The 22,063-nt window shown below is 65.0% G+C and carries 17 protein-coding genes; 16 read left to right on the top strand and 1 reads right to left on the bottom strand.

The genetic code is table 11. The annotated features are described in order from the left end of the window. Nucleotides 1-22 precede the first annotated feature (22 nt). The 9 genes from ACODSP_RS23755 to ACODSP_RS23715 all read left to right on the top strand — a co-directional run bounded on the left by ACODSP_RS23755 (nt 23) and on the right by ACODSP_RS23715 (nt 12,943). Nucleotides 23-1,099, top strand: coding sequence for a putative urea ABC transporter substrate-binding protein (locus ACODSP_RS23755; protein WP_488968019.1), 1,077 nt, complete (start codon nt 23-25; stop codon nt 1,097-1,099). A gap of 123 nt (nt 1,100-1,222) precedes the next feature. Beyond that, the gene (locus tag ACODSP_RS23750; RefSeq protein WP_488968018.1) at nt 1,223-2,044 is read left to right on the top strand and encodes an ABC transporter permease; all 822 of its coding nucleotides are present in this window, start codon (nt 1,223-1,225) and stop codon (nt 2,042-2,044) included. Further along, on the top strand, nt 2,041-2,871 hold the full coding sequence (locus ACODSP_RS23745; RefSeq protein WP_488968017.1) for an ABC transporter ATP-binding protein: 831 nt from the start codon (nt 2,041-2,043) through the stop codon (nt 2,869-2,871). Before ACODSP_RS23750 ends, ACODSP_RS23745 begins: the two co-directional genes overlap by 4 nt. A 12-nt stretch (nt 2,872-2,883) precedes the next feature. Next, nucleotides 2,884-3,699, top strand: coding sequence for an urea amidolyase associated protein UAAP1 (locus tag ACODSP_RS23740; protein WP_488968016.1), 816 nt, complete (start codon nt 2,884-2,886; stop codon nt 3,697-3,699). A gap of 18 nt (nt 3,700-3,717) precedes the next feature. Further along, nucleotides 3,718-4,368 carry an urea amidolyase associated protein UAAP2 gene (locus ACODSP_RS23735; RefSeq protein ID WP_488968015.1) on the top strand — a complete coding sequence of 217 codons (651 nt, stop codon included), beginning with the start codon at nt 3,718-3,720 and terminating at the stop codon, nt 4,366-4,368. An 18-nt stretch (nt 4,369-4,386) separates the two neighbouring features. Then, entirely contained in the window at nt 4,387-7,908 is a 3,522-nt protein-coding gene (uca, locus tag ACODSP_RS23730) for an urea carboxylase (RefSeq protein WP_488968014.1), read from the top strand. Further along, nucleotides 7,908-9,662 carry an allophanate hydrolase gene (gene atzF, locus ACODSP_RS23725; protein WP_488968013.1) on the top strand — a complete coding sequence of 585 codons (1,755 nt, stop codon included), beginning with the start codon at nt 7,908-7,910 and terminating at the stop codon, nt 9,660-9,662. Before uca ends, atzF begins: the two co-directional genes overlap by 1 nt. A 130-nt stretch (nt 9,663-9,792) precedes the next feature. Further along, a complete protein-coding gene (locus tag ACODSP_RS23720) occupies nt 9,793-11,958 on the top strand; it encodes a TonB-dependent receptor (RefSeq protein WP_488968012.1) in 2,166 nt (721 codons plus the stop codon). A 16-nt stretch (nt 11,959-11,974) separates the two neighbouring features. Beyond that, a complete protein-coding gene (locus ACODSP_RS23715) occupies nt 11,975-12,943 on the top strand; it encodes an alpha/beta hydrolase (protein WP_488968011.1) in 969 nt (322 codons plus the stop codon). 269 nt (nt 12,944-13,212) lie between these two features. Here ACODSP_RS23715 and ACODSP_RS23710 read toward each other — a convergent pair whose 3' ends face one another. After that, nucleotides 13,213-14,601 (bottom strand): alpha/beta fold hydrolase, encoded by a 1,389-nt coding sequence (locus ACODSP_RS23710; RefSeq protein WP_488968010.1) that lies wholly within the window; start codon nt 14,599-14,601, stop codon nt 13,213-13,215. Nucleotides 14,602-14,818: 217 nt separating this feature from the next. Here ACODSP_RS23710 and ACODSP_RS23705 point away from each other — a divergent pair, with 217 nt between their 5' ends. The 7 genes from ACODSP_RS23705 to kdpC all read left to right on the top strand — a co-directional run bounded on the left by ACODSP_RS23705 (nt 14,819) and on the right by kdpC (nt 22,010). Beyond that, the gene (locus ACODSP_RS23705; protein ID WP_488968009.1) at nt 14,819-16,048 is read left to right on the top strand and encodes a class I SAM-dependent methyltransferase; all 1,230 of its coding nucleotides are present in this window, start codon (nt 14,819-14,821) and stop codon (nt 16,046-16,048) included. Next, nucleotides 16,048-16,401 carry a hypothetical protein gene (locus ACODSP_RS23700; RefSeq protein WP_488968008.1) on the top strand — a complete coding sequence of 118 codons (354 nt, stop codon included), beginning with the start codon at nt 16,048-16,050 and terminating at the stop codon, nt 16,399-16,401. The genes ACODSP_RS23705 and ACODSP_RS23700 overlap by 1 nt, the downstream gene beginning before the upstream one ends. Next, on the top strand, nt 16,398-17,285 hold the full coding sequence (locus ACODSP_RS23695; protein WP_488968007.1) for a VOC family protein: 888 nt from the start codon (nt 16,398-16,400) through the stop codon (nt 17,283-17,285). Before ACODSP_RS23700 ends, ACODSP_RS23695 begins: the two co-directional genes overlap by 4 nt. Nucleotides 17,286-17,451: 166 nt before the next feature. Beyond that, nucleotides 17,452-17,568 (top strand): potassium-transporting ATPase subunit F, encoded by a 117-nt coding sequence (locus tag ACODSP_RS23690; protein ID WP_488968006.1) that lies wholly within the window; start codon nt 17,452-17,454, stop codon nt 17,566-17,568. A 45-nt stretch (nt 17,569-17,613) separates the two neighbouring features. Further along, nucleotides 17,614-19,305 (top strand): potassium-transporting ATPase subunit KdpA, encoded by a 1,692-nt coding sequence (gene kdpA, locus ACODSP_RS23685; RefSeq protein ID WP_488968035.1) that lies wholly within the window; start codon nt 17,614-17,616, stop codon nt 19,303-19,305. Between the two features lie 17 nt (nt 19,306-19,322). Continuing rightward, on the top strand, nt 19,323-21,413 hold the full coding sequence (gene kdpB / locus ACODSP_RS23680) for a potassium-transporting ATPase subunit KdpB (protein WP_488968005.1): 2,091 nt from the start codon (nt 19,323-19,325) through the stop codon (nt 21,411-21,413). Between the two features lie 12 nt (nt 21,414-21,425). Further along, nucleotides 21,426-22,010: a potassium-transporting ATPase subunit KdpC gene (gene kdpC, locus ACODSP_RS23675; RefSeq protein WP_488968004.1), complete on the top strand. Its 585-nt coding sequence runs from the start codon at nt 21,426-21,428 to the stop codon at nt 22,008-22,010. Nucleotides 22,011-22,063: the final 53 nt, after the last annotated feature.

The following is a 22,063-nucleotide window of genomic DNA, read 5'->3' as shown; positions in this document are numbered from 1 at the left end:
GGTTTGGAACGACAGGGGTTGGATGATGAAGACGCGCCGCTTCCTTGGAAAATTGACCGCCGGCCTGGTTGCCGCCTCGCTGCTCTCCCTTCCCGCCTATGCGGCGCCGAAGAAGGAATTCAAGCTGGCCTGGTCCATCTATGTCGGCTGGATGCCGTGGCAGTACGCTGCCGATCAGGGCATCGTGAAGAAATGGGCCGACAAATACGGCATCAAGATCGAGGTGGTGCAGTTCAACGATTATGTTGAAAGCATCAACCAGTACACCGCCGGTGCCTTTGACGCCGTCACCGTCACCAACATGGACGCCCTGTCCATCCCTGCCGCCGGTGGCGTGGACACCACCGCCGTCATCGTGGGCGATTTCTCCAACGGCAATGACGCCGTCATCCTGAAGGGCAAGGATAAGCTGGCCGATATCAAGGGCCAGAAGGTCAATCTGGTGGAATATTCGGTCAGCCATTATCTGCTGACCCGCGCGCTGGAAAGCGTGAAGCTGACGGAAAAGAAGGATGTCAGCGTCGTTTCCACCTCTGACGCTGACATGGTCGCCGCATGGTCCACGGCGGATGTGACGGCGGTCGTCACCTGGAACCCGCTGGTCGCCGAAATCCTGGCCACGCCGGGTGCGAAGAAGGTGTTCGACAGCAGCCAGATCCCCGGCGAAATCATCGACCTGACCGTCGCCAATACCGACACGCTGAAGGACAATCCGGCCTTCGGCAAGGCGTTGGCTGGCATCTGGTATGAAACCATGGCCCTGATGTCCGCCGACACGCCCGCCGGTGTGGCCGCCCGCACCGCCATGGGCAAGGCGTCCGGCACCGATCTAGCCGGGTATGACGCACAGTTGAAGGCTACCCGTATGTTCTTCAAGCCCGCCGACGCGCTGGCTTTCGTGCGCGGGGCCGAACCGAAGGCCACCATGCAGAAGGTTGCAGGCTTCTTGTTCGACCACGGCCTGCTTGGCAACGGCGCGCCGTCGGCGGAAGCCGTGGGGATCGAGTTTCCGGGTGGGGTGACCTATGGCAGCAAGAGCTTCGTGAAGCTCCGTTTCACCGACACCTACATGGCGGCGGCGGCAGACGGGAAGCTGTAACGGGCGATCGGGTTACGGTTGGAACAAGCCAATCGGCTGATCCCTCACCCTCCCAAGCCTTGACAGGCTTGGGAGGGTGAGGGGTAAAGCGCCCCGACCGTCAGAGCAATGAAAGAGCCGTCCATGCGCCTGATCAACAAGCGACCCGACCGCACAAGCTGGCTGCTGCTGGCGGCCCTGCCCTTTATGGCGGTGCTGGTGGCCTATGCAATGGGGTCGGCGGTGCGGCTGGCGGAAAACCCGGCGGACAAGTTGCTGCCGGGTTTGACCGCCTTTGCCGATGCCATCGACCGCATGGCCTTTACCGCCGACAAGCGCACGGGCGATGTGCTGCTGTGGCTGGATACCGGCGCCTCGCTCGCCCGGCTAGCGGTGGGCATCGCCATCGCGGCGGCGGGCGGCTTGCTGGTTGGGTTGTCCGCCGGTCTGCTGCCCTATGTCCGCGCCACTCTGTCCCCGTTTGTCACGGTGGTATCGATGGTGCCGCCCCTGGCCGTGTTGCCCATCCTGTTCATCATGGTGGGGTTGGGGGAGGCATCGAAAATCACCCTGATCGTAGTCGGCGTGCTGCCGTGCCTGATCCGCGATCTGATGCTGAAGATCGATGATCTGCCGCGACAGCAATTGATCAAGGCGCAGACGCTGGGGGCCAATAGCTGGACCATTGCCATCCGCGTGGTGCTGCCACAAATCCTGCCACGCCTGATTGACAGCATCCGCCTGAACCTCGGCCCCGCCTGGCTGTTCCTGATTTCGGCGGAAGCAATTGCCAGTGAAAGCGGCCTTGGCTACCGCATCTTCCTGGTCCGCCGCTATCTGGCCATGGATGTGATCCTGCCCTATGTCGCCTGGATCACCTTGCTGTGCTTCCTGATGGATCTGGGCTTGCGGGTGCTGCAACGCCGCGCCTTCCCGTGGTTTGAGGATGCGAGGGCCGGGGCATGACGCAGATTTCCGTTCGCAATGTCTGGAAGGAATATGGCGAGCAGGTGGTTCTGGAACAGATCAACCTGGAAATCGCCCCGCGTTCCTTTGTGGCCCTGGTCGGCCCGTCCGGCTGTGGCAAGACCACCTTTCTGCGCATGCTGCTGTCCCAGGAAACCCCGACCAAGGGCGAAATCCTGATCGACGGCGTTCCCATCTCGCCCGAACCCGGCCCCGACCGGGGCGTGGTGTTCCAGCGTTATTCCGTGTTCCCGCACTTGACCGTGCTGGGCAATGTGCTGCTGGGGGCAGAGCTGAAGGGCGGCGGGGTGCTGGGCCGCCTGTTCGGCGCCGCCCGGCGTCAGGCCAAGGATGAGGCCGCCCGCCTGCTAGACGCGGTCGGCCTGAGCCACGCGCTGGACAAGTACCCCGCCCAATTGTCGGGCGGCATGCAGCAGCGGCTGGCCCTGGCCCAGGCCTTGATTGCCAAGCCCAAGGTCCTGCTGCTGGATGAACCGTTTGGTGCGCTGGACCCCGGCATCCGGGGCGATGTGCATAAGCTGATGCGCAAACTGTGGCACGAACATCCGATGAGCGTGGTCATGGTCACCCATGATCTGTCGGAGGCCTTTCACCTGGGCACCCGGGTCATCGCCTTTGACCGCCGCCGCAACCTGCCCGAAGAACGGTTGCGTTACGGCGCCAGCATCACCAACGATATCGAGGTCTGGCCCCGCCGGGTGGCGGGCAATCCAGGCTTCGGCACAGACCCCAATCCGCCCCGCCGGGACGACCCGGCCGCTGTCGACGGGCAACCGGACCGGGACGACCCGGCCGACGCCGCGTGAGGAGGGAGCATCATGCCCCGCCAGACCCCAGAACAGATCGCTGCCAATCGCGCCCGCTACCTGGAACTGAAATCCGCCGGTGCCGGCCATGCGCCGCTGGTCCTGCCGCCGCCCAGCCCGCGTGATGCAGCCCCGCCCAGCGCCGACAGCATCATCCTGTCCGAGAGCCTGCCCGGTGGCTGGTACTGGACCGGGGTGATCCGGCGCGGGCAGGTGCTGCGCATCAGCAATCCGGGGGCGACACCGGGTGTGTCGCTTCTGGCCTGGAACCTGGCCGACCCGTCGGAACGGTACAACCATGCCGACACGATCAAGATCCAGTGGACGGCGGACCTGCGCAAGGGCCGGGTCCTGTTCTCCGACATGGGGCGGGTGCTGCTGTCGATCGTGGAGGATAGTTGCGGGCGGCATGACACGGTGATCGGCGGGTCCACCCCGGCCTCTGTCACCCGCACCTATGGCCCCGACAGCGGTATCCGCAACGCGCGGGACAATTTCATCCTGGCCGCTGGCAAACATGGGCTGACGCAGCGGGATATCCCGCCCTGCATCAGCTTCTTCGCGCCCGCCAGCGTCAGTGCGGACGGCACCTTCGCCTTTGATGCCAGCGCCGTCACACCGGGTGATTTCGTATCGCTACGGGCCGAAATGGACCTGATCCTGGCCCTCTCCAACACCCCGCACCCGTTGGCCCCGCGCGTGGAACCTGTGCCTGTGGACCTGACCATCCACACGGCCCCCGCACCCGCAGCGGATGACCTGTGCCGCACCGCCACGGCAGAGGCTGTACGCGGTTTCGTCAATACCGACGCCTATCTGTCGGCCTAAGCGGGGGAGGGATTTATCATGACCAACAGCAGCTTCACCCCCGTCCTGTCCAGCCGTGACCTGGGCACCGCCATCCACGATGAAGTGATCCCGGCGGAACATCCCTGGTCCGGCATCGTGCGCAAGGGCCAGGTGTTCCGCATCATCGACAGCGAGGGCTGTCAGGCCGTCGACACCCTGTTCTATAGCCTTTCCGACCATACTGAGCGTTACAGCGCGCAGGATACGGTGCTGGCCCAGGGTACGCCCTATATCGGGCCGGGGTCGGTGCTATATTCCAACCGGGGCAACCCGTTGGCCACCGTGATTGCCGATACCAGCGGCAGCCATGATACATCCGCCGGGGCGTGCTCCTGCGAAAGCAACACCGTGCGCTTCGGGCAACAGACCAAATACATGCATGCCTGTCGGGAAAACTTCCTGATCGCCGTGTCGCGCCATGGCATGGGCAAGCGCGATATCGTGCCCAACATCAATTTCTTCATGAATGTGCCCATCGACCCTGACGGTACGCTGGCCATTGCCGATGGCGTGTCATCGGGCGGGGATTATGTGGAAATGGTGGCACATCAGGATTTGCTGTGTGTCATCTCCAACTGTCCCCAGGTGAACAATCCCTGCAACGCCTTCGACCCCACGCCCATCCGGGTGCTGGTCTGGGCTGCCTGACGCCAAAGGGGATATCTGATGTTCACCAAGGTCCTGATCGCCAATCGTGGCGAGATCTGCGCGCGGCTGGTCAAAACCCTGCGGCGCATGGGTATCGCCTCTGTCGCCGTCTATTCCGACGCCGACCGTTTCACCCTGCCGGTCCTGTCAGCGGACGAGGCCGTGCATATCGGCCCCTCGCCCGCCAAACAATCCTATCTGGATATTGATGCCGTCATCGCCGCCTGCAAGGCGACGGGGGCGCAGGCGGTCCACCCCGGCTATGGCTTCCTGTCGGAAAATGCCCGGTTTGTGGAACGGCTGAACGCGGCGGGCATCACCTTCATCGGCCCGCGCGTGGAACATCTGCAAGGTTTCGGCCTGAAGCACACGGCCCGCGCCCTGGCCAAGGCGGCGGGCGTGCCGCTGCTGCCCGGCACCGACATTCTGGAGGATGTGGAACAGGCGCAGGTGGCGGCGGCCGAGATCGGCTTCCCCGTCATGCTGAAAAGTACCGCGGGCGGTGGTGGCATCGGTATGCAGCTTTGCCATTCTGCTGAGGAGCTGGCCGCCAAGTTCGCCGCCGTCCAGCGCATGGCCACCAGCAGCTTTGGCGATGCGCGGGTGTATCTGGAACGCTTCGTGGCCGAGGCGCGGCATGTCGAGGTGCAGATTTTCGGCGATGGCAAGGGCGGGGTCGTGGCACTGGGGGAGCGCGACTGCTCCCTGCAACGCCGTAACCAGAAGGTGGTGGAAGAAACGCCCGCCCCCAGCCTGCCCGATGCGGTGCGCCTGCACCTGCGCGATGCCGCCATCGCCCTGGGCCAATCGGTCAAGTACGCGTCCGCGGGCACGGTGGAGTTCATCTATGATGTGGCCCGCGCCCAGGTCTATTTCCTGGAGGTGAATACGCGGTTGCAGGTCGAACATCCGGTGACAGAGGCCGTGTTCGGCGTCGATCTGGTGGAATGGATGGTGCGGCAGGCAGCATGTGATTTCACCCTGCCCCCGCAGGAAAGCCTGATCCCGCAGGGGGCCGCGATTGAGGTCCGGCTTTATGCCGAAAATGCCGCCGCCGATTTCCGCCCCTCTACCGGCCTGTTGACCGATGTGACCTTCCCCACCGATATCCGTGTCGATGGCTGGGTGGCGACCGGCACGGAGGTCACGGCCAATTACGACCCGATGCTGGCCAAGCTGATCGTGCATGCCGACAGCCGTGATGCCGCCATCGACAAGCTGTCAGCCGCCCTGGCCGCCAGCCGCGTGGCCGGGATTGAAACCAACCTGTCCTATCTGGCTGCCATCATCGGGTCGGATGTGTTCCGACAGGGGAAAGTCGCCACATCGGTGCTGAAGGATTTCGCCTTCACCCCGGCGACGATTGAGGTGCTGGCCCCCGGTGCCCAGACCTCCATCCAGGATTGGCCGGGGCGGCTGGGTTATTGGGATGTCGGCGTGCCGCCATCGGGGCCGATGGATGATAAATCCTTCCGTCTGGCCAACCGGCTTTTGGGTAATGCGGAGGGCACGGCGGCGCTGGAATGCACCCTGACCGGCCCCACCCTGCGCTTCAATGCCGATGCCACCATCGCCCTGACGGGGGCGGTGATGGCGGCGACGCTGGATGGTGTGGGCGTGGCCCATGGCACACCGGTCACCGTCAAGGCCGGGCAGACCCTGGCGCTGGGCCGTATTCAGGGGGCGGGGCAGCGCACCTATCTGGCCGTGGCCGGTGGCTTTGATGCGCCGACATATCTGGGCTCCAAGGCCACCTTCGCGCTGGGCCGCTTTGGGGGGCATGCCACCGGCTGCCTGAAGGCGGGTGACACGCTGACCCTGGCCGGGCTGCCGGTGGGGGTGGCCGAAACGCCCGCCCTGCCCATTCTGTCCAATGACTGGCAATTGTCCGTCCATTACGGGCCACATGGCGCCCCGGACTTTTTCCAGGAAGCGGATATCGCCGACCTGTTTGCCGCCACCTATGAGGTGCATTTCAATTCCGCCCGCACCGGCGTGCGCCTGATCGGCCCGCGCCCGGCCTGGGCCCGCGCCGATGGCGGGGAGGCGGGGCTGCACCCGTCCAACATCCATGACAATGCCTATGCCATTGGTGCTGTGGACTTTACCGGCGACATGCCCATCATCTTAGGCCCCGATGGCCCCAGCCTAGGCGGTTTCGTCTGCCCGGTGGTCGTCGCCAAGGATGATCTGTGGAAGGTCGGGCAGTTGCGGCCCGGCGACAAGGTGCGGTTTGTGCCGGTATCTGTGACACCCAAGGCCCCCGCCATCATCACCCATGCCACCCTCCCCTCCCCCATCCTGGCGCGCATCGACGGGCCGGTGCCTGTGGTCTATCGCCGGGCGGGGGATGATTATCTGCTGGTGGAATACGGGCCGATGGCGCTGGACCTGGGCCTGCGGCTGCGTGTGCATCTGCTGGTCACAGCCTTGCGTGAGCGTGCCCTGCCCGGCATCATCGACCTGACCCCCGGCATCCGCTCCCTCCAGGTTCATTACGACAGCGGAACGTTGCCGCTCCGCACGCTGCTGGCTGTGCTGGCGGAGATTGAGGCGGGCCTGGGCAGCATTGAGCAGGCCAAGGTGCCCAGCCGTATCGTGCATCTGCCCCTGTCGTGGAATGATCCACAGGTCCGGCTGGCGATGACCAAGTATCAGGAACTGGTGCGGGCCGACGCCCCCTGGTGCCCGGACAATATTGAATTCATCCGCCGCATCAATGGGCTGGACAGTCAGGAAGACGTAAAGCGCATCGTCTTCGATGCCTCCTACCTTGTCTATGGGCTGGGCGACGTCTATTTGGGTGCACCGGTGGCCACGCCGCTGGACCCGCGCCACCGGCTGGTGACCACCAAATATAATCCCGCCCGCACCTGGACCCCGGAAAATGCCGTGGGCATCGGCGGGGCCTATATGTGCATCTATGGCATGGAGGGGCCGGGCGGATACCAGTTGTTTGGCCGCACCATCCAGGTGTGGAATTCCTGGCGCAGCACCTCCCCCTTCCAGCAGGGCAGCCCCTGGCTGCTGCGCTTCTTTGACCAAATTCGTTTCTTTCCCGTAACGGAACAGGAATTGGCTAAAGCGCGTGAGGCTTTCCCCCATGGCCGCTACCCCGTGCGGATAGAGGAAACAACGCTGGACTATGCCGAACACCTGCGTTTCCAGGCCGAGAATGCTGCCGGCATTGATGCCTTCAAAACCCGCCAGCAGGCGGCGTTTGAGGCCGAGCGGGAAGATTGGAAGGCCCGTGGCCTGGACAGTTTCGTCAGCGACGATGGCGGCCCGGTGACCGACAATACCAGCCTGCCCGATGGTTGTTCCGGTGTCGAAACAGGTGTAACAGGCAATGTCTGGAAGGTGATGGTGGAGCCGGGCCAGGTGGTGGCCGCCGGTGACACCATCCTGATCCTGGAAAGCATGAAGATGGAGATGGAGGTCAAGGCCGCCAGTGCGGGCCGGGTGCGGGAGATCACCGCGAAGCCGGGCCGCACCGTCAATGCCGGACAGACCGTCGCCATTCTGGAGGATATCGTCTGATGCTGCCCGAAAAACTGACCATCCAGGCCCTGACCGAGCTTTATCGCAGCGGGGCCAGCAACCCGGTCGCGGTGATTGAGGCGGTGTTGGCGCGTCTGGCCGCCAACCCTGATCCTGCCGCCTGGATATCCCTGGTTCCCGCCGAACAGCTTCGTGCCGAGGCAGCGGCGCTGGCGGCGGGTGGCTATGACCCGGCAAAGCCGCTCTGGGGCATCCCCTTTGCCGCCAAGGATAATATCGACGCGGGCGGCATCCCCACCACCGCCGCCTGCCCCGCCTTTGCCTTCACGCCCGCATCCGACAGCACGGTGGTGGCCAAACTGCGCGCCGCCGGGGCGATCCTGGTGGGCAAGACCAACCTGGATCAGTTCGCCACAGGGCTGAACGGCACGCGCAGCCCCTATGGCGCCCCGCGCTGTGTGTTCAACAGCGACTATATCTCTGGCGGGTCCAGTTCCGGGTCGGCGGTGGTGGTGGCGCGCGGGCAGGTGGCCTTTGCCCTTGGCACCGACACGGCGGGATCGGGCCGGGTGCCCGCTGCCTTTAACGATTTGGTGGGGATCAAGCCCAGCAAGGGTCTGCTGTCCACCTCTGGCCTCGTGCCCGCCTGCCGCTCACAGGATTGCATCACGGTACTGGCCCATGATGTGGCCGATGGTGACCTCGTCCGCCGTGTGGCGGAAGGGTTTGATGCCGCCGACCCCTTCTCACGGCCACCCCAGACCCGGCCCCTGCGCCTGTCCGGCTTCCGCTTTGGCGTGCTGACGGGGGCGGAGAAGGAGTTCTTGGGCGATCACGCGGCAGAGGCGCTGTACGACGCATCGGTGGAACGGCTGGTGTCCCTGGGCGGCACGGCGGTACCGTTTGATTACAAGCCGCTGCGCGAATGTGCGCATCTGCTTTATGGCGGCCCTTGGGTGGCCGAACGTCTGGCCGCGATTGAGGAGTTTTTTGAGGGTCAGGCCGACGCCATGGACCCCACCGTGCGCGCCATCATCGCCGGGGCGGAGGGCAAGACAGCGGTGGAGGCCTTTGTCGGCCAATATTCCCTGGCCTTCTACACTCAGGAAATTGCCCGCCTGTGGTGCGATGTTGATCTGCTGCTGCTGCCCACCACGCCCACCATCTACACGGTCGCGGACATGCTGGCCGATCCCGTGCGGCTGAACAGCCATCTGGGCCGCTACACCAATTTTGTGAACCTGCTGGACTGTGCCGCCGTAGCCGTGCCCGCCGGGTGCCGCCCCAATGGCCTGCCCTTTGGCGTTACGCTGGTCGGGCCTGCCTTCACCGATAATGGTCTGGCCTTGCTGGCCAGCCGCCTGCATGGCAAGGGAGAGATCATGCCCACCACACCCGCCGACTGGCTGCCTATCGTGGTGGTCGGTGCCCATCTGTCGGGCATGCCGCTGAACCAGGAGCTGACCAGCGTCGGCGGGATCAAGCTGGCCGATGTGCGCACCGCCCCCGATTACCGCTTCTATGCCCTGGCCGGGACCGTACCGCCCAAGCCCGGTTTGGTGCGTGAGCCCGGCTTCACGGGGCCGGGGATCGTGGCAGAGGAATGGGCCTTACCCCCCGCCGCCTTCGGCCAGTTCGTCGCCCGCATCCCCGCCCCGCTGGGCGTGGGCAAGGTGACGCTGGATGATGGCCGTCAGGTCACCTGTTTCCTGTGCGAAAGTCACGCCCTAGCCGGTGCCACCGACATCACCCCTTTCGGTGGCTGGCGGGCCTATCGCGCCAGCCTGGGATAGGTTGCCGCCAGATACCCGCAAAATCTGCGGCAATCTTGTCCGCTGTCTCTTCGCTATATCCTGTCCCCGGCACGGGCCATGCTGGCCTCAACGGCGGCATCTGACCGCCGCGTGGATGGGGACAGGAAACATGGCCAAGACAAGCGCGTGGAATGCCACCTATATGGCGGGGCTGCTGACCGGTATCGCGGTGCTGCCCGTTTGGGCACAGGAGACGGGCCAGGGCGATACGCTGGCCCTGGAAGAGATTGTGGTGACGGCCCGGCGGTCGGCGGAGCGGCTGCAGGATGCACCCGTTGCCGTCACGGCCCTGTCGGCGGATGCGCTGGACCGGCTGGGCGCGTCCGACCTGGGCGACCTGCAGGCCGCCGTGCCCAACCTGACCCTGCATGAGGGCGATGCGTCGAACGCCGTCGTCTATATCCGCGGCGTGGGACAGATCGACAGCCTAGCCTTTGCCGATCCCGGTGTCGGCATCTATCTGGACGATGTCTATCTGGGCCGCGCCCAGGGCGCCTTCCTGGATGTGTTCGATACGGAACGGGTGGAGGTGCTGCGCGGTCCCCAGGGCACGCTTTATGGCCGCAACACCATCGGCGGCGCTGTCAAATTCGTCTCCAAACAGCCCGACGACCGCACCGCCGCCAGCCTGGAGGCCACGTTTGGCGATTATGACCGCCGCGATGTGAAGGCGTCGGTCCGTGGTCCCCTGATCCCGGAAAAACTGGCCGGCAGTGCCGCCATCGCCTACCTGTCGCGCGACGGCTATGCCAAGAACTCCGTGAGCGGCAAGGATGATGGCGATCAGGAAACCTTCGCCTGGCGCCTGGGCCTGAAGGCTACGCCCAATGACCGCTTGACCCTGTCCCTTTCCGCCGACGGGTCCGACGACCGTCCCGATACCTCACGCGCCCCGGCCCGCGCCACCGCCGTGTTCGGGACCCCGCCCAATGCCGACCCGTTCAAGGTCGATGCTGATTTCAACGGCCTGAACAAGCTGTCGGTGCGCGGTGTCGCCGCCCATATCAGCTGGGACGCCAGCGATACCGTCAGCCTGAAATCCATCACCGCCTACCGGACCATGGATTACAAAACGCATCTGGACCTGGATGCCACGGGTGCCGCCATCTTCGGCGTCTTCGTGGACGAGGCGCAGAAGCAGTTCAGCCAGGAATTCCAGGCCAATGTGAAGAGTGACCGGTTCGATGGCGTCTTCGGCCTCTATTATTTCCGCGAGCATGACGAGACGGAAAGCGGCCTTGCCGGCCCCGTCATCAGCCTCGTCACCAACTCCCTGAACGATCAGACCAACCGTTCCTACGCCGCCTATGGCCAGGGCAGCTATCACGTCACCGATGCCCTGTCGCTGACCGCCGGCCTTCGTTACACCTATGAGAAGAAGGATTTCGACCGGATTCAGGAATTCTTCGCGGCCACTGCTCCCGTCCCACCGCCGCTGGGCACCGGCCTGCGGATTACCGATGTGAAGACGGGCGACAACTGGTCATCGCTGTCGCCCAAGCTGGGGCTGGATTACAAACTCAGCGACGATGTCATGGCTTATGCCAGTGCGGCGCGCGGGTTCAAAAGCGGTGGCTTCGATGGCCGGTCCAACAACCCGGCCCAGGCGGTTGCCTATGATCCGGAGACCATGTGGTCCTATGAGGTCGGCCTGAAATCCAGCCTGCTGGATCGCCGGATGACCCTGAACCTTGCCGGTTTCTATAACGACTACAAGGATTTGCAGCTTTCCAGCTTCGTGGCCGACAGCACGGGCGGCTTCGCGGCCCTGTTCACCAATGCCGGCGCCGCCACGACCAAGGGGCTGGAGCTGGAAATGACGGCGCGGGCCACGCAGGACCTGACCCTGTCCGCCACCGCCGCCTGGCTGGACGCGCAGTATGATGAATATAAGGGGCCGGGCGGGGCCGACATTTCCCACCTGCGCACCCCCGTGAATTCCCCGGAATGGAGCTTCCGCCTTGCCGCCAACTGGCAGCGGGAAGTGGGCGATGCCGGCCGGGTGATCGTGGATGGTGACCTCTCCTACCGCTCCAAGACCTATCCCACCGTCAGCAGCAGCGAAGTGCTGGCCCAGTCCGGCTATGCCCTGCTGAACGCTCAGGTGGCGTTCCAGACGGCGGACGAGCATTGGACCGGCACATTCGGCATCCGCAACATCACCGACAAGCGCTATGTCAGCCACGGTTTCGACCTGTCGGACAGCCTGGGTTACCAGCTCGCCTATTACGGCGCGCCGCGTACCTGGTCGCTGGGCCTGAAATACCGCTACTGACGGGGAGTGGCCGATCGTGACGCTGGACCCGCAGTCCCTCAACCTTCTTGAAAGCTTCCGACAGGCGGGCGGCACCGCCATCGATGATATCGACATGGCGACCGCCCGGCGCGACTACGACCTGCTGTTCAGTCAACTGGGCGGGCCGGTGGCGGATGATGTCTCCATCCGGATGGAGGGGGTGCCCCTGGCCGATCATCCCCTGCCGCTGCGGATCTACCGTCCGCAGTCGGTCCGGGGACCGGCACCGGTGCTGCTGTTCTTCCATGGCGGCGGCTGGTCCATGGGTGGCCTTGCCTGCTATGACGCGCCACTGTCGCATCTGGCGGCAAAGAGCGGGTTCATCGTGGCCAGTGTGGGTTACCGTCTAGCACCGGAGAACCCGTTTCCCGCCCCGTTGGACGATGCGCTGAACAGCACCCGCTGGGCGCTGTCCCGGATCGGGGATCATGGCGGGGACCCGGCCCGGCTGCTGATCGGCGGCGACAGTGCCGGCGGCACCCTGGCCGCCGCCGTCTGTCAGCTGCTGTGCCCAACGGAACGGCGGCCCAGGGGTCAGGTACTGTTCTACCCCGTGCTGACCCTGGCCGATGGTGATCCACGCCTCACCTCTCGGCAGACCAAGGGCAATGGCGAGTACTTCCTGTCGCGGGACGGCATTGCCTGGGCCAAGGGCAATTACCTGACCGATCCGGGTCTGGCCTTCCTGCCGGCTGTATCGCCCCTGCTGTCACCCGATCTTCGCGGCTTGCCGCCGGCCCTGCTGCTGACGGGCGGATATGATCCACTGCATGATGAGGCGGCACTCTACGCATCGCGCCTGCGCGATGCCGGCGTCGCGGCGGAGCACCTGACCTACCCCGGTACGTTTCACGGTTTCCTATCCTTTGGCGGCGTACTGGATGTCGCGGGACAGGCCATTGGCGATGCGGCGGAACGGATGCGCCGCATGGTTTTTCCGCACCCTGTTAAACTTAAATTGTAATTCACGGTCACTGGATGGCACTGGATAGATCTGCTGACTGGACGCAAGGAAAGTCCCATTCACATGATTTTCGGGATCGAGTGATTGAGGCTGTGTCGGGCACGCCAATCCGAGTTGTGGCGCAACGGTTTGGGTGTCTAAGGTTACTTTCGCGTGAGCGTGATGTTGGTAGGCTGAGGGCCAAAACGCCACCCACCCTGTGACAATCCACAGATGATACGCGAAAACACTTAGATAATGCCGGGCACCGTTTCCGGGCACCAAATACACTACCAACCAACCGCCCCCAGCGCCTTCCAGGCTTGGTCCAGAACCGGTGCCGCTTTCAGCCAGTACCAGCTCTCCGCCTGCAACCGCTCCGGCCCCGGCAGCACACCGTTGCCGGGGGTGAAAAGGTGGCTGTCGCGCGCCTGCTGCCACGCCGCCAGCAGGTGTCCGCCGCCTTCCACGGGGCGCAGATCCAGGGGCGGTTCGGCGATGCCGGAATGCAGGGTCAGGCCAGTGACCAGTCCCGGATGCCGCCTCGCCAGCAGAGACGCGACAGCCGCGCCATAGCCCCAGCCCTCCACCTCTCCCCCTGTCCAGCCGCGTGTGGTCAGCAGGCCGGCGATGGCATCGGCCATGGCGGCAAGATCGCCGGGATCGGCCACCGCCTCACTATCGCCCATGCCGGGCAGGTCGGGGGCAAGCCACGCACCGGCGGACGGCGGGGGCAGAAGACCGCCCGCCCCACCCAGATCATGCAGGCGCAGACAGGGCGCCCCCTGCCCACCCGCCAACCAGGCGATGCCATCCGTCACGCCCCGCGCCGGAAAGTCAGGCGGCGGGGGTGCCGGTTCGGCGGGCAGGTGCCCCCGCAGGAAACCGGTGATGACATCCCAGGCGGCGGTGCGGTTGGGTGCCGTCCCCGCCGTGACACCGTCCGGCAGCGGCGGCAGCTTTGCCATGTAGCGGCACAACGGATCATCCTGTGCCGCGAACAGCAATGTGGGAACCGTCAGGGCCACCATGTCCGCCGCCGGGCGATACGACAAGGCCGCCTCATACCCGGTGCGGTAGCTGTCGCCGGCCCGCAGGAATTCCATGATCTGATCATGGATGCGGGTCAGGTCAGGCTTTGGCCGGGCCAGCCGGGCCGACGGGTCGCGCCGATACCAGGGGAAGAAGATGCCCTGATCGCGGATGCGATGCCAGGCCCAGGCCAGATGCCCGCCATCCCATTGCGGATGAAAGGCCGGCAGATAATGGGCCAGCATATCCGCCCTTTCCGTCTCCTCCATGAACATGAAGCCATCAACGACAAGGCCGGAGACGCGCTGCGGATATAGGGCGGCGAAGCGGCTGGCGATGCAGGCACCGGTGTGAAGGCCATAGAACGCGGCCCGGATCAGGCCCAGCGCGTCCATCAGACGATCGACAGCGCCGGCAAACCGGTCCATCGTGGCGGGACCCGGCGGCAGCGGGTCGGACAGGCCGAAACCGGGATTGTCCGGCGCGATCACGGTAGCAAAAGGTGCCATCGCCCGCATCAGGGGCAGCAGTTCGGCACTGTCGCGGGGCGACTGGTGCAGGGCCAGCAGGACCGGCCCCTGCCCCGCGCGCCGGTAATGAACCAGCCGCCCGTCAACCTTAATGAAGTGCCGCGTTACCCTGGTCATCCACGCCTCCCCCGATCCTGGCAGACCTGGATGATGGGGTGGGGCGGAACGGTTGGTCCAGGTGGCCCCGGCCCCATTGTCCGCAGGGCGGGCAGACGCCCTATCATCCACGTGGTGGAGATTTGGGATCGGACATGCAGCGGTCGGGCGGCATGGACCGTACAGTTCGCCCCAACCGGATACGGTCATGCGACGCAGGGCAGGAGGGTGCAAGGATATGGACGGTTCAGGCAAACCGGAACGGGATCGCGATGCGGCCCTGCTGGCCGCCTATGACGGCCCGCCCGATTACCGCGCGGTCGGTCGCCACGGCATCTTCCCAGAGATGACGCATGACGAGGTCGAGCGTTTCAACTTCCTGGCCCATATGAACCGGCATCTGGCCAGCCGCGTCCTGCCCGGCGTGAAGACGGCGTTCGACACGCGTGTGGCACCGGGCAAGACCTTCACGGACCGGCAGCAGGTGCGCCGCGCCCTGGCGCGCGATCCCTATTGGCAGGTCTGGTCGGCGCTGCGCCGGAACACGATGGAGATGCGCCAGCAGGCCGGACGCTGGGTCACCCTGCGCCAGCGGGAGGAGCTGGCGGCCCGCGCCGCCGCCCTGACCGATGGCGATCCGCGTTTGACGCTAGACCCGTCGCTGCCCCTGCCCCGCTATATCGCGGCCATCGACCATCATTGCATGCCCGGCAGCTATCACACCGAGTATGGCCCCGGCGATGTCGCCAATGCCGCCAATTATGATTGCGGCCTGTTCGCGACGACCGGCGGCATGCTGGGCCAATGGTCGGATGGCGGCGGTCAGGCGGTGGTCGCCTGGGTCCGGAAAAACCTGCCGGACTTCAAGCCGAAGCGCATTCTCGATCTGGGTTGCGGCCTGGGTCACAGCGTTCTGCCGCTGGCCCAGGGCTTTCCCGAGGCGGAGGTGGTGGCCGTCGATGTCGGCGCGCCGATGCTGCGTTATGGTCTGGCCCGCGCCAAAAGCCTGAATGTGGACAATATCCGCTTCGTGCAGGCCAATGTCGAAAGCCTGCCGCAGCTTGCCGATGGCAGTTTCGACTGGGTGCAGACCACGATGTTCCTGCATGAAACCAGCTACAGCTCCATGCAGCGCATCTTCAAGGAAACGCACCGTCTGCTGGCGCCGGGCGGTATCGTCCTGCATGTTGAACAGCCGCAATATTCACCGCAGATGCCGCTGTTCGAACAGGCAATGCGCGACTGGGACGCCTTTTACAATGCAGAGCCGTTCTGGACGAAGATGCATGAGGCGGACCTGGATGCCTGGATGGTGCAGGCCGGCTTTGCGCGTGAAAGCCTGATCCATGGCGGGGTGACCGCCGTGGTGGACAAGACCATCTTCCCCGACGCCGCCGAAAGCGAGGGCGAGGATTATGGCCGCAAGGCGGCCTGGCACGTTGTGGGTGCCCGCAAGGAGGTTGCGTAATGTCGATCCAGCAGGCCCTGGCCGGGGCATCGGCCAAACCCACGGGCACGCGCCCGCGCTTCCTGGAAAGCTGGGAGGCGGAACGCGCCTTGGCGGTCGCCATGTCGCTGGCCGGCGAGTTGGTGGTGACCCGCCAGCGCCTGGACACGCTGGAACGGCTGCTGGCGGCCAAGGGTATCGTGAGCCGGGCGGAGATCGACAGCTTCGCCCCCAGCAAGGCCGAAGCCGCCGAACGCGGCCTGTGGAACCAGGAGTTCCTGGCCCGTGTCCTGCGCGTGGTGCAGCAGGAGGCGGAAACCATTTCCGCCCTGGATGACACCAGCGAGAATATCGCCGAGGAACTGGCCCAATGAAGCTGCTGCGCGCCGCCACCCTGACGGTGACCGACCCGGAGGCCAGCGCCGCGCGCTATGTGCAATGGCTGGATTACGCCATTGTCGAACGCGGCAGCCTCTCGGTCGCGCTTGCCGCCGCCTGGGGCTGTCCCGCCAGTGCCGACCGCGCCTATCTGGTTCTGCAACCGGCCAGCGGGACGGAGGTGTTCGTACGCTTCGTGGCGGGCGATCCCGTCGACAGCTACCGCCCGCTGCGCACCCATGGCTGGGCCGCCCTGGAAATCTGTGTGCAGGATGTCATGGCGGTGAATGAACGGATGCTGCAAAGCCCGTTCGAGATCATCGGCCCGCCGCGCCTCAATACCGGGCTGCCGACCATCCACCCGATGCAGGTGAAGGGGCCGGACGGGGAAATCGTGTATCTGACACAGATCAACGGCAACCTGCCGGCCTTCGACCTGCCGCGTGCCGAAAGCCTGATCGACAGGCTGTTCATTTTGGTCCTGGCCTGCTCCGATATGGAAGCCAGCATCAGATGGTTTGAGGAAACCACCGGCCTGCGCCTGGGGGAACGGCTGGATATTCCCTATACGATGCTGGCCAACGCCTTTGGCCTTCCCCTGGATCAGCGGCACCGGATCGCCACCCTGGTGGATGACCGCGACATCTTTTTGGAGCTGGACCAGTATCCGCCGGCGGCGACCCCGCGCGCCCGGCATGACGGGCAGTTGCCGCCGGGTATCGCCATCTGCACCCTGTCGCATCCCGACCTGTCGGCGGTACGCGGCGAATGGATCACCCCGCCCGCCCGCCGCGACGGCGCGGTTTATGGCGGCCGCCTGTCCGGCACCCTGCGCGCACCGGATGGAAGCCTGCTGGAGCTGGTGCAGCTTCCGGCATAAACGGATTTTAATGTCCGCAGCCCCCGTTCCCCATCGAACCCTTACGCGCATTTGAATTTCAATGCGGTCGATGCCGTGCGCCCGCACGGCCCATCGATGTGGGGTTTCATGACTGACATCATCATGATCGCGCTGGCGCTGGGGCTGTTCGCCCTGGGCGTCGGCTATGCCTATGCCTGCGAGGTGTTGTAGGACGATGCTGGACTTGATCCTGGGCGTCGCCACCGCCATCGGGCTGGCCCTATACCTGATCCATGTGCTGTGCCGGCCTGAGCGCTATTGAGCGCCGCCGGCTTTCGGAGTTTCCGATTTGACCCTGATCGGCTGGATGCAGATCGCGCTGTTCTGCGCGGTCATCATCGCCGTCACACGGCCGCTTGGCGGCTTCATGACGCGCATCTTTGCGGGGGAACGCACCCTGCTTTCCCCCGTTCTCGCCCCCGTTGAAACGGGGCTTTACAAACTGGCCGGCGTGGACGCGCGGACGGAGCAGCATTGGCTGACCTATGCCCTGTCTATGCTGCTGTTCAATCTGGCCGGCATGCTGTTTTTCTACGGCATTCTGCGGATGCAGGACCTGCTGCCGCTGAACCCGCAGGGATTGCCGGCGGTGACGCCGGAACTGGCCTTCAACACCGCCATCAGCTTCGTCACCAATACCAACTGGCAATCCTATGGTGGGGAAACCACCATGAGCTATCTCAGCCAGATGGTGGGCCTGACGGTGCAGAATTTTCTGTCGGCGGCTACCGGCATCGCCTTGGCACTGGCCCTGGTGCGGGGCTTTGCCCGGCGGTCGGCCATGACCATCGGCAATTTCTGGGTCGATATGACCCGCGCCACGCTGTACCTGCTGCTACCCTTCAGCATTCTGGCCGCCCTGTTCTTCATCTGGCAGGGGGTGCCGCAGAATTTCGACACCTATACCGTGGCCACCACGGTGGAAGGCGCGCAGCAGACCATCGCCCAGGGGCCGGTGGCCAGCCAGCTGGCCATCAAGATGCTGGGCACCAATGGCGGCGGCTTCTTCAACGCCAACTCCGCCCATCCGTTTGAAAACCCCACGGCCCTGTCGAACTTCGTGCAGATGCTGCTGATCTTCGCCATCGGTGCCGGCATGACCAACTTGTTCGGCCGCGCCGTCGGCAATGAGAAGCAGGGCTGGGCCATTCTGGCCGCCATGGGCGTGCTGTTCATCGCCGGCGTGACCCTGGCCTATGGCGCCGAGGCGGGGGGCAACCCCCTGCTGGCCGGGTTCCATGTCGATCAGACGCTGGGCAATATGGAGGGCAAGGAGGTGCGGTTCGGGACGGCCATGTCCGCCCTGTTCGCGGTCATCACCACCGCCGCCTCCTGCGGCGCCGTCAATGCCATGCATGACAGCTTCATGCCGCTGGGCGGCATGGTGCCGATGATCAACATGGCGCTGGGGGAGATCATTGTCGGCGGCGTCGGGGCCGGGCTTTACGGCATGCTGCTGATGGCCATCATCGCCCTGTTCGTGGCCGGCCTGATGGTGGGTCGCACGCCGGAATATGTGGGCAAGAAGCTGGAGGCGCGGGAGATTAAGATGACCGTGCTGACCATCCTGGCCATGCCGGCCATGATCCTGCTATTCACGGCGGTGGCCGTGGTCATCGCACCGGGACTGGCTGGCATTCAGGATGCAGGACCGCATGGTTTCTCGGAGGTCCTGTACGCCTACACCTCTGCCGCCGCCAACAATGGCAGCGCCTTTGCGGGGCTGACGGCCAGCAACAGCTGGTATGCGGTCACCCTTGGCATCGCCATGTTCGTGGGCCGGTTCTTCATCATCGTGCCCATGCTGGCCGCTGCCGGCTCACTGGCTGCCAAGAAACTCGTGCCACCGTCGGCAGGCACCTTTCCCACCACCGGCCCGCTGTTTGTCGGGCTGCTGGTGGCGATGATCCTGATTGTCGGCGGCTTGACCTATTTCCCTGCCCTGTCGCTGGGCCCGGTGGTGGAGCATCTGATGCTGACCGCCGCCGTGACCCCGTGAGCGACCGGAGAATGAACATGCGAAACGCAGATATCGTCACGGGCCATGGCAATAAACGGCTGGCCCGCAGCTCCGTGCTGGACGGGGCTATCCTGTGGCCCGCGATCCAGGCCAGCTATGCCAAGCTGCATCCGGCTGTGCTGGTGCGCAATCCCGTCATGTTCCTGGTGGCCGTGGTCGCCACGCTCAGCACCTTTCTGCTGCTGCGCGATCTGGCCATGGGCAATGACAGCACGGGCTTTTCATTGCAGATCGTGCTGTGGCTGTGGTTCACGGTGCTGTTCGCCAATTTCGCGGAGGCTGTGGCGGAGGGCCGGGGCAAGGCCCAGGCCGCCAGCCTGCGCCGCGCCCGCACGGAGACCGTGGCCCGCCGCCTGATAGGCACGGACCTGTCCGGCGGCACCGAAACCGTGCCCGCCGCCATTCTGGCCGTCGGTGACCATGTCGTTGTGACGGCAGGTGAACTGATCCCCAGCGATGGGGAGATCGTGGAGGGCATCGCCACCGTCGATGAAAGCGCCATCACGGGCGAAAGCGCGCCGGTGATCCGTGAAAGCGGGGGTGACCGTTCCGCCGTGACCGGCGGCACGCGGGTCCTTTCGGACCAGATCATCGTGCGCATCACGGCGGCCCAGGGCTCCACCTTCCTGGACCGGATGATCGCCCTGGTCGAGGGGGCGGAGCGGCAGAAGACGCCGAACGAGATCGCGCTCAACCTGCTGCTGGTCGGCCTCTCGTTGATCTTCCTGCTGGCCGTGGTCTCCATCCCCGGTTTCGCGCTTTATGCCGGGGGGTCGGTGCCGGTGATCGTGCTGGTGGCCCTGTTCGTCACCCTGATCCCCACCACCATCGGGGCCTTGCTGTCGGCCATCGGCATTGCCGGCATGGACCGTCTGGTGCGGTTCAACGTGCTGGCAACCTCGGGCCGCGCGGTGGAGGCGGCGGGCGATGTCGATACGCTGCTGCTGGACAAGACGGGCACCATCACCCTGGGCAACCGCCATGCCACCGAATTTCTGTCCGTGCAGGGCGTGACGGAGCGGGAGCTGGCGGAAGCCGCGCAATTGTCCAGCCTGTCGGATGAAACGCCGGAGGGCCGGTCCATCGTCGTCCTGGCCAAGGAGAAATACGGCCTGCGCCAGCCGGAAATCGCGCATCAGGAGGTGCGCTTCGTCCCCTTTGCCGCCCAGACGCGGATGAGCGGGGTGGACATTGCCGGTGTCGCCATCCGCAAGGGGGCCGTGGACGCCATCCTGCGCCATGTCGCGGCACAGCGCGGCACGGGACAGGTGAAGATGCCGGAACTGGATACCCTGGCCGAACGCATCGCCAAGGCCGGCGGCACGCCCCTGGCCGTGGTGCGCGGCGACCGGGTGCTGGGCATCGTGCATCTGAAGGATATCATCAAGGGCGGCATCCGCGACCGTTTCGCCGAACTGCGCCGCATGGGCATCCGTACCGTCATGATCACGGGCGACAATCCCCTGACGGCGGCGGCCATCGCGGCAGAGGCCGGGGTGGATGATTTCCTGGCCCAGGCCACGCCGGAGGACAAGCTGAACCTGATCCGCAAGGAACAGGCCGATGGACGGCTGGTCGCGATGTGTGGCGACGGCACCAACGATGCCCCGGCCCTGGCCCAGGCGGATGTCGGCGTCGCCATGAATACCGGTACCCAGGCCGCGCGCGAGGCCGGGAACATGGTCGATCTGGACAGCGATCCGACCAAGCTGATCGAGATCGTGTCCATCGGCAAACAGCTGCTGATGACACGCGGCAGCCTGACCACCTTTTCCATCGCCAATGATGTCGCGAAATATTTCGCCATCATCCCGGCCATGTTCGCCGGCATCTATCCGGTGCTGGGCAGCCTGAACATCATGGGCCTGTCCACCCCGCAATCGGCCATCCTGTCGGCCATCATCTTCAATGCCCTGATCATCATCGCGCTGATCCCGCTGGCCTTGAAGGGCGTGACCTACCGCGCGCGGTCGGCGGCCAGCCAGCTGTCCCGAAACCTGCTGATCTATGGCATCGGCGGTCTGGTGGTGCCGTTCGCGGGCATCAAACTGATCGACATGGCCGTCACGGCCCTGGGCATTGTGTAAGGAAGTCCAATCATGTTGAAGGAAATGCGTCCCGCCCTGGTCCTGCTGGTGCTGTTCACCCTGATCTGCGGCCTGGGATATCCGTTGCTGATCAGTGGGATCGGCCAAACCCTGTTTCCCTATCAGGCAGGCGGCAGCCTGATACGCGATGCCGATAACCGGGTGATCGGATCGGAATTGATCGGGCAGTCCTTTACCGGCGAGCGTTATTTCTGGCCGCGCCCGTCGGCAGCGGGAAGCAATGGCTATGATGCCGGTGCGTCCAGCGGGTCGAACCTGGGTCCCACCAGTGCAGCCCTGACGGAGCGGGTGAAGAACGATGCCGAACGGCTGGGGGCGGCACCTGAAAACAAGGTGCCGGTCGATCTGGTGACCGCTTCGGGCAGCGGGCTGGACCCCCATATCACCCCCGCCGCCGCCTATTTCCAGGTCGCCCGCATTGCCGGCGCGCGTGGCCTGGACCCGGCCATGGTCCGGCAACTGGTGGACGCCCATGTCGAACAGCCCCTGCTGGGCCTGCTGGGAGAGCCGCGGGTCAATGTTCTGAAGCTGAACCTGGCGTTGGACGGCGTGGCGGTGCAGCAGACCCGGAAATGATTTTACGGGGTTGTTGGGGCTTCATTCCATCTGTCAGCGGCAAGCGGTTGAAA

Source organism: Niveispirillum sp. FG156, from assembly GCF_057809555.1.
This window is presented reverse-complemented; position numbering and strand designations above follow the sequence as displayed.

What these genes read in the sequence shown, in the direction of transcription:
- ACODSP_RS23690 (WP_488968006.1), top strand. Translation starts at nt 17,452, where the DNA reads ATGCCTATGCCTGCGAGGTGTTGTAGGACGATGCTGGACTTGATCCTG.
- kdpB (WP_488968005.1), top strand. Translation starts at nt 19,323, where the DNA reads ATGCGAAACGCAGATATCGTCACGGGCCATGGCAATAAACGGCTGGCC.
- ACODSP_RS23705 (WP_488968009.1), top strand. Translation starts at nt 14,819, where the DNA reads ATGGACGGTTCAGGCAAACCGGAACGGGATCGCGATGCGGCCCTGCTG.
- uca (WP_488968014.1), top strand. Translation starts at nt 4,387, where the DNA reads ATGTTCACCAAGGTCCTGATCGCCAATCGTGGCGAGATCTGCGCGCGG.
- ACODSP_RS23755 (WP_488968019.1), top strand. Translation starts at nt 23, where the DNA reads ATGATGAAGACGCGCCGCTTCCTTGGAAAATTGACCGCCGGCCTGGTT.
- kdpA (WP_488968035.1), top strand. Translation starts at nt 17,614, where the DNA reads ATGCAGATCGCGCTGTTCTGCGCGGTCATCATCGCCGTCACACGGCCG.
- ACODSP_RS23750 (WP_488968018.1), top strand. Translation starts at nt 1,223, where the DNA reads ATGCGCCTGATCAACAAGCGACCCGACCGCACAAGCTGGCTGCTGCTG.
- kdpC (WP_488968004.1), top strand. Translation starts at nt 21,426, where the DNA reads ATGTTGAAGGAAATGCGTCCCGCCCTGGTCCTGCTGGTGCTGTTCACC.
- ACODSP_RS23700 (WP_488968008.1), top strand. Translation starts at nt 16,048, where the DNA reads ATGTCGATCCAGCAGGCCCTGGCCGGGGCATCGGCCAAACCCACGGGC.
- ACODSP_RS23745 (WP_488968017.1), top strand. Translation starts at nt 2,041, where the DNA reads ATGACGCAGATTTCCGTTCGCAATGTCTGGAAGGAATATGGCGAGCAG.
- ACODSP_RS23740 (WP_488968016.1), top strand. Translation starts at nt 2,884, where the DNA reads ATGCCCCGCCAGACCCCAGAACAGATCGCTGCCAATCGCGCCCGCTAC.
- ACODSP_RS23710 (WP_488968010.1), bottom strand. Translation starts at nt 14,601, where the DNA reads ATGACCAGGGTAACGCGGCACTTCATTAAGGTTGACGGGCGGCTGGTT.
- ACODSP_RS23735 (WP_488968015.1), top strand. Translation starts at nt 3,718, where the DNA reads ATGACCAACAGCAGCTTCACCCCCGTCCTGTCCAGCCGTGACCTGGGC.
- atzF (WP_488968013.1), top strand. Translation starts at nt 7,908, where the DNA reads ATGCTGCCCGAAAAACTGACCATCCAGGCCCTGACCGAGCTTTATCGC.
- ACODSP_RS23720 (WP_488968012.1), top strand. Translation starts at nt 9,793, where the DNA reads ATGGCCAAGACAAGCGCGTGGAATGCCACCTATATGGCGGGGCTGCTG.
- ACODSP_RS23695 (WP_488968007.1), top strand. Translation starts at nt 16,398, where the DNA reads ATGAAGCTGCTGCGCGCCGCCACCCTGACGGTGACCGACCCGGAGGCC.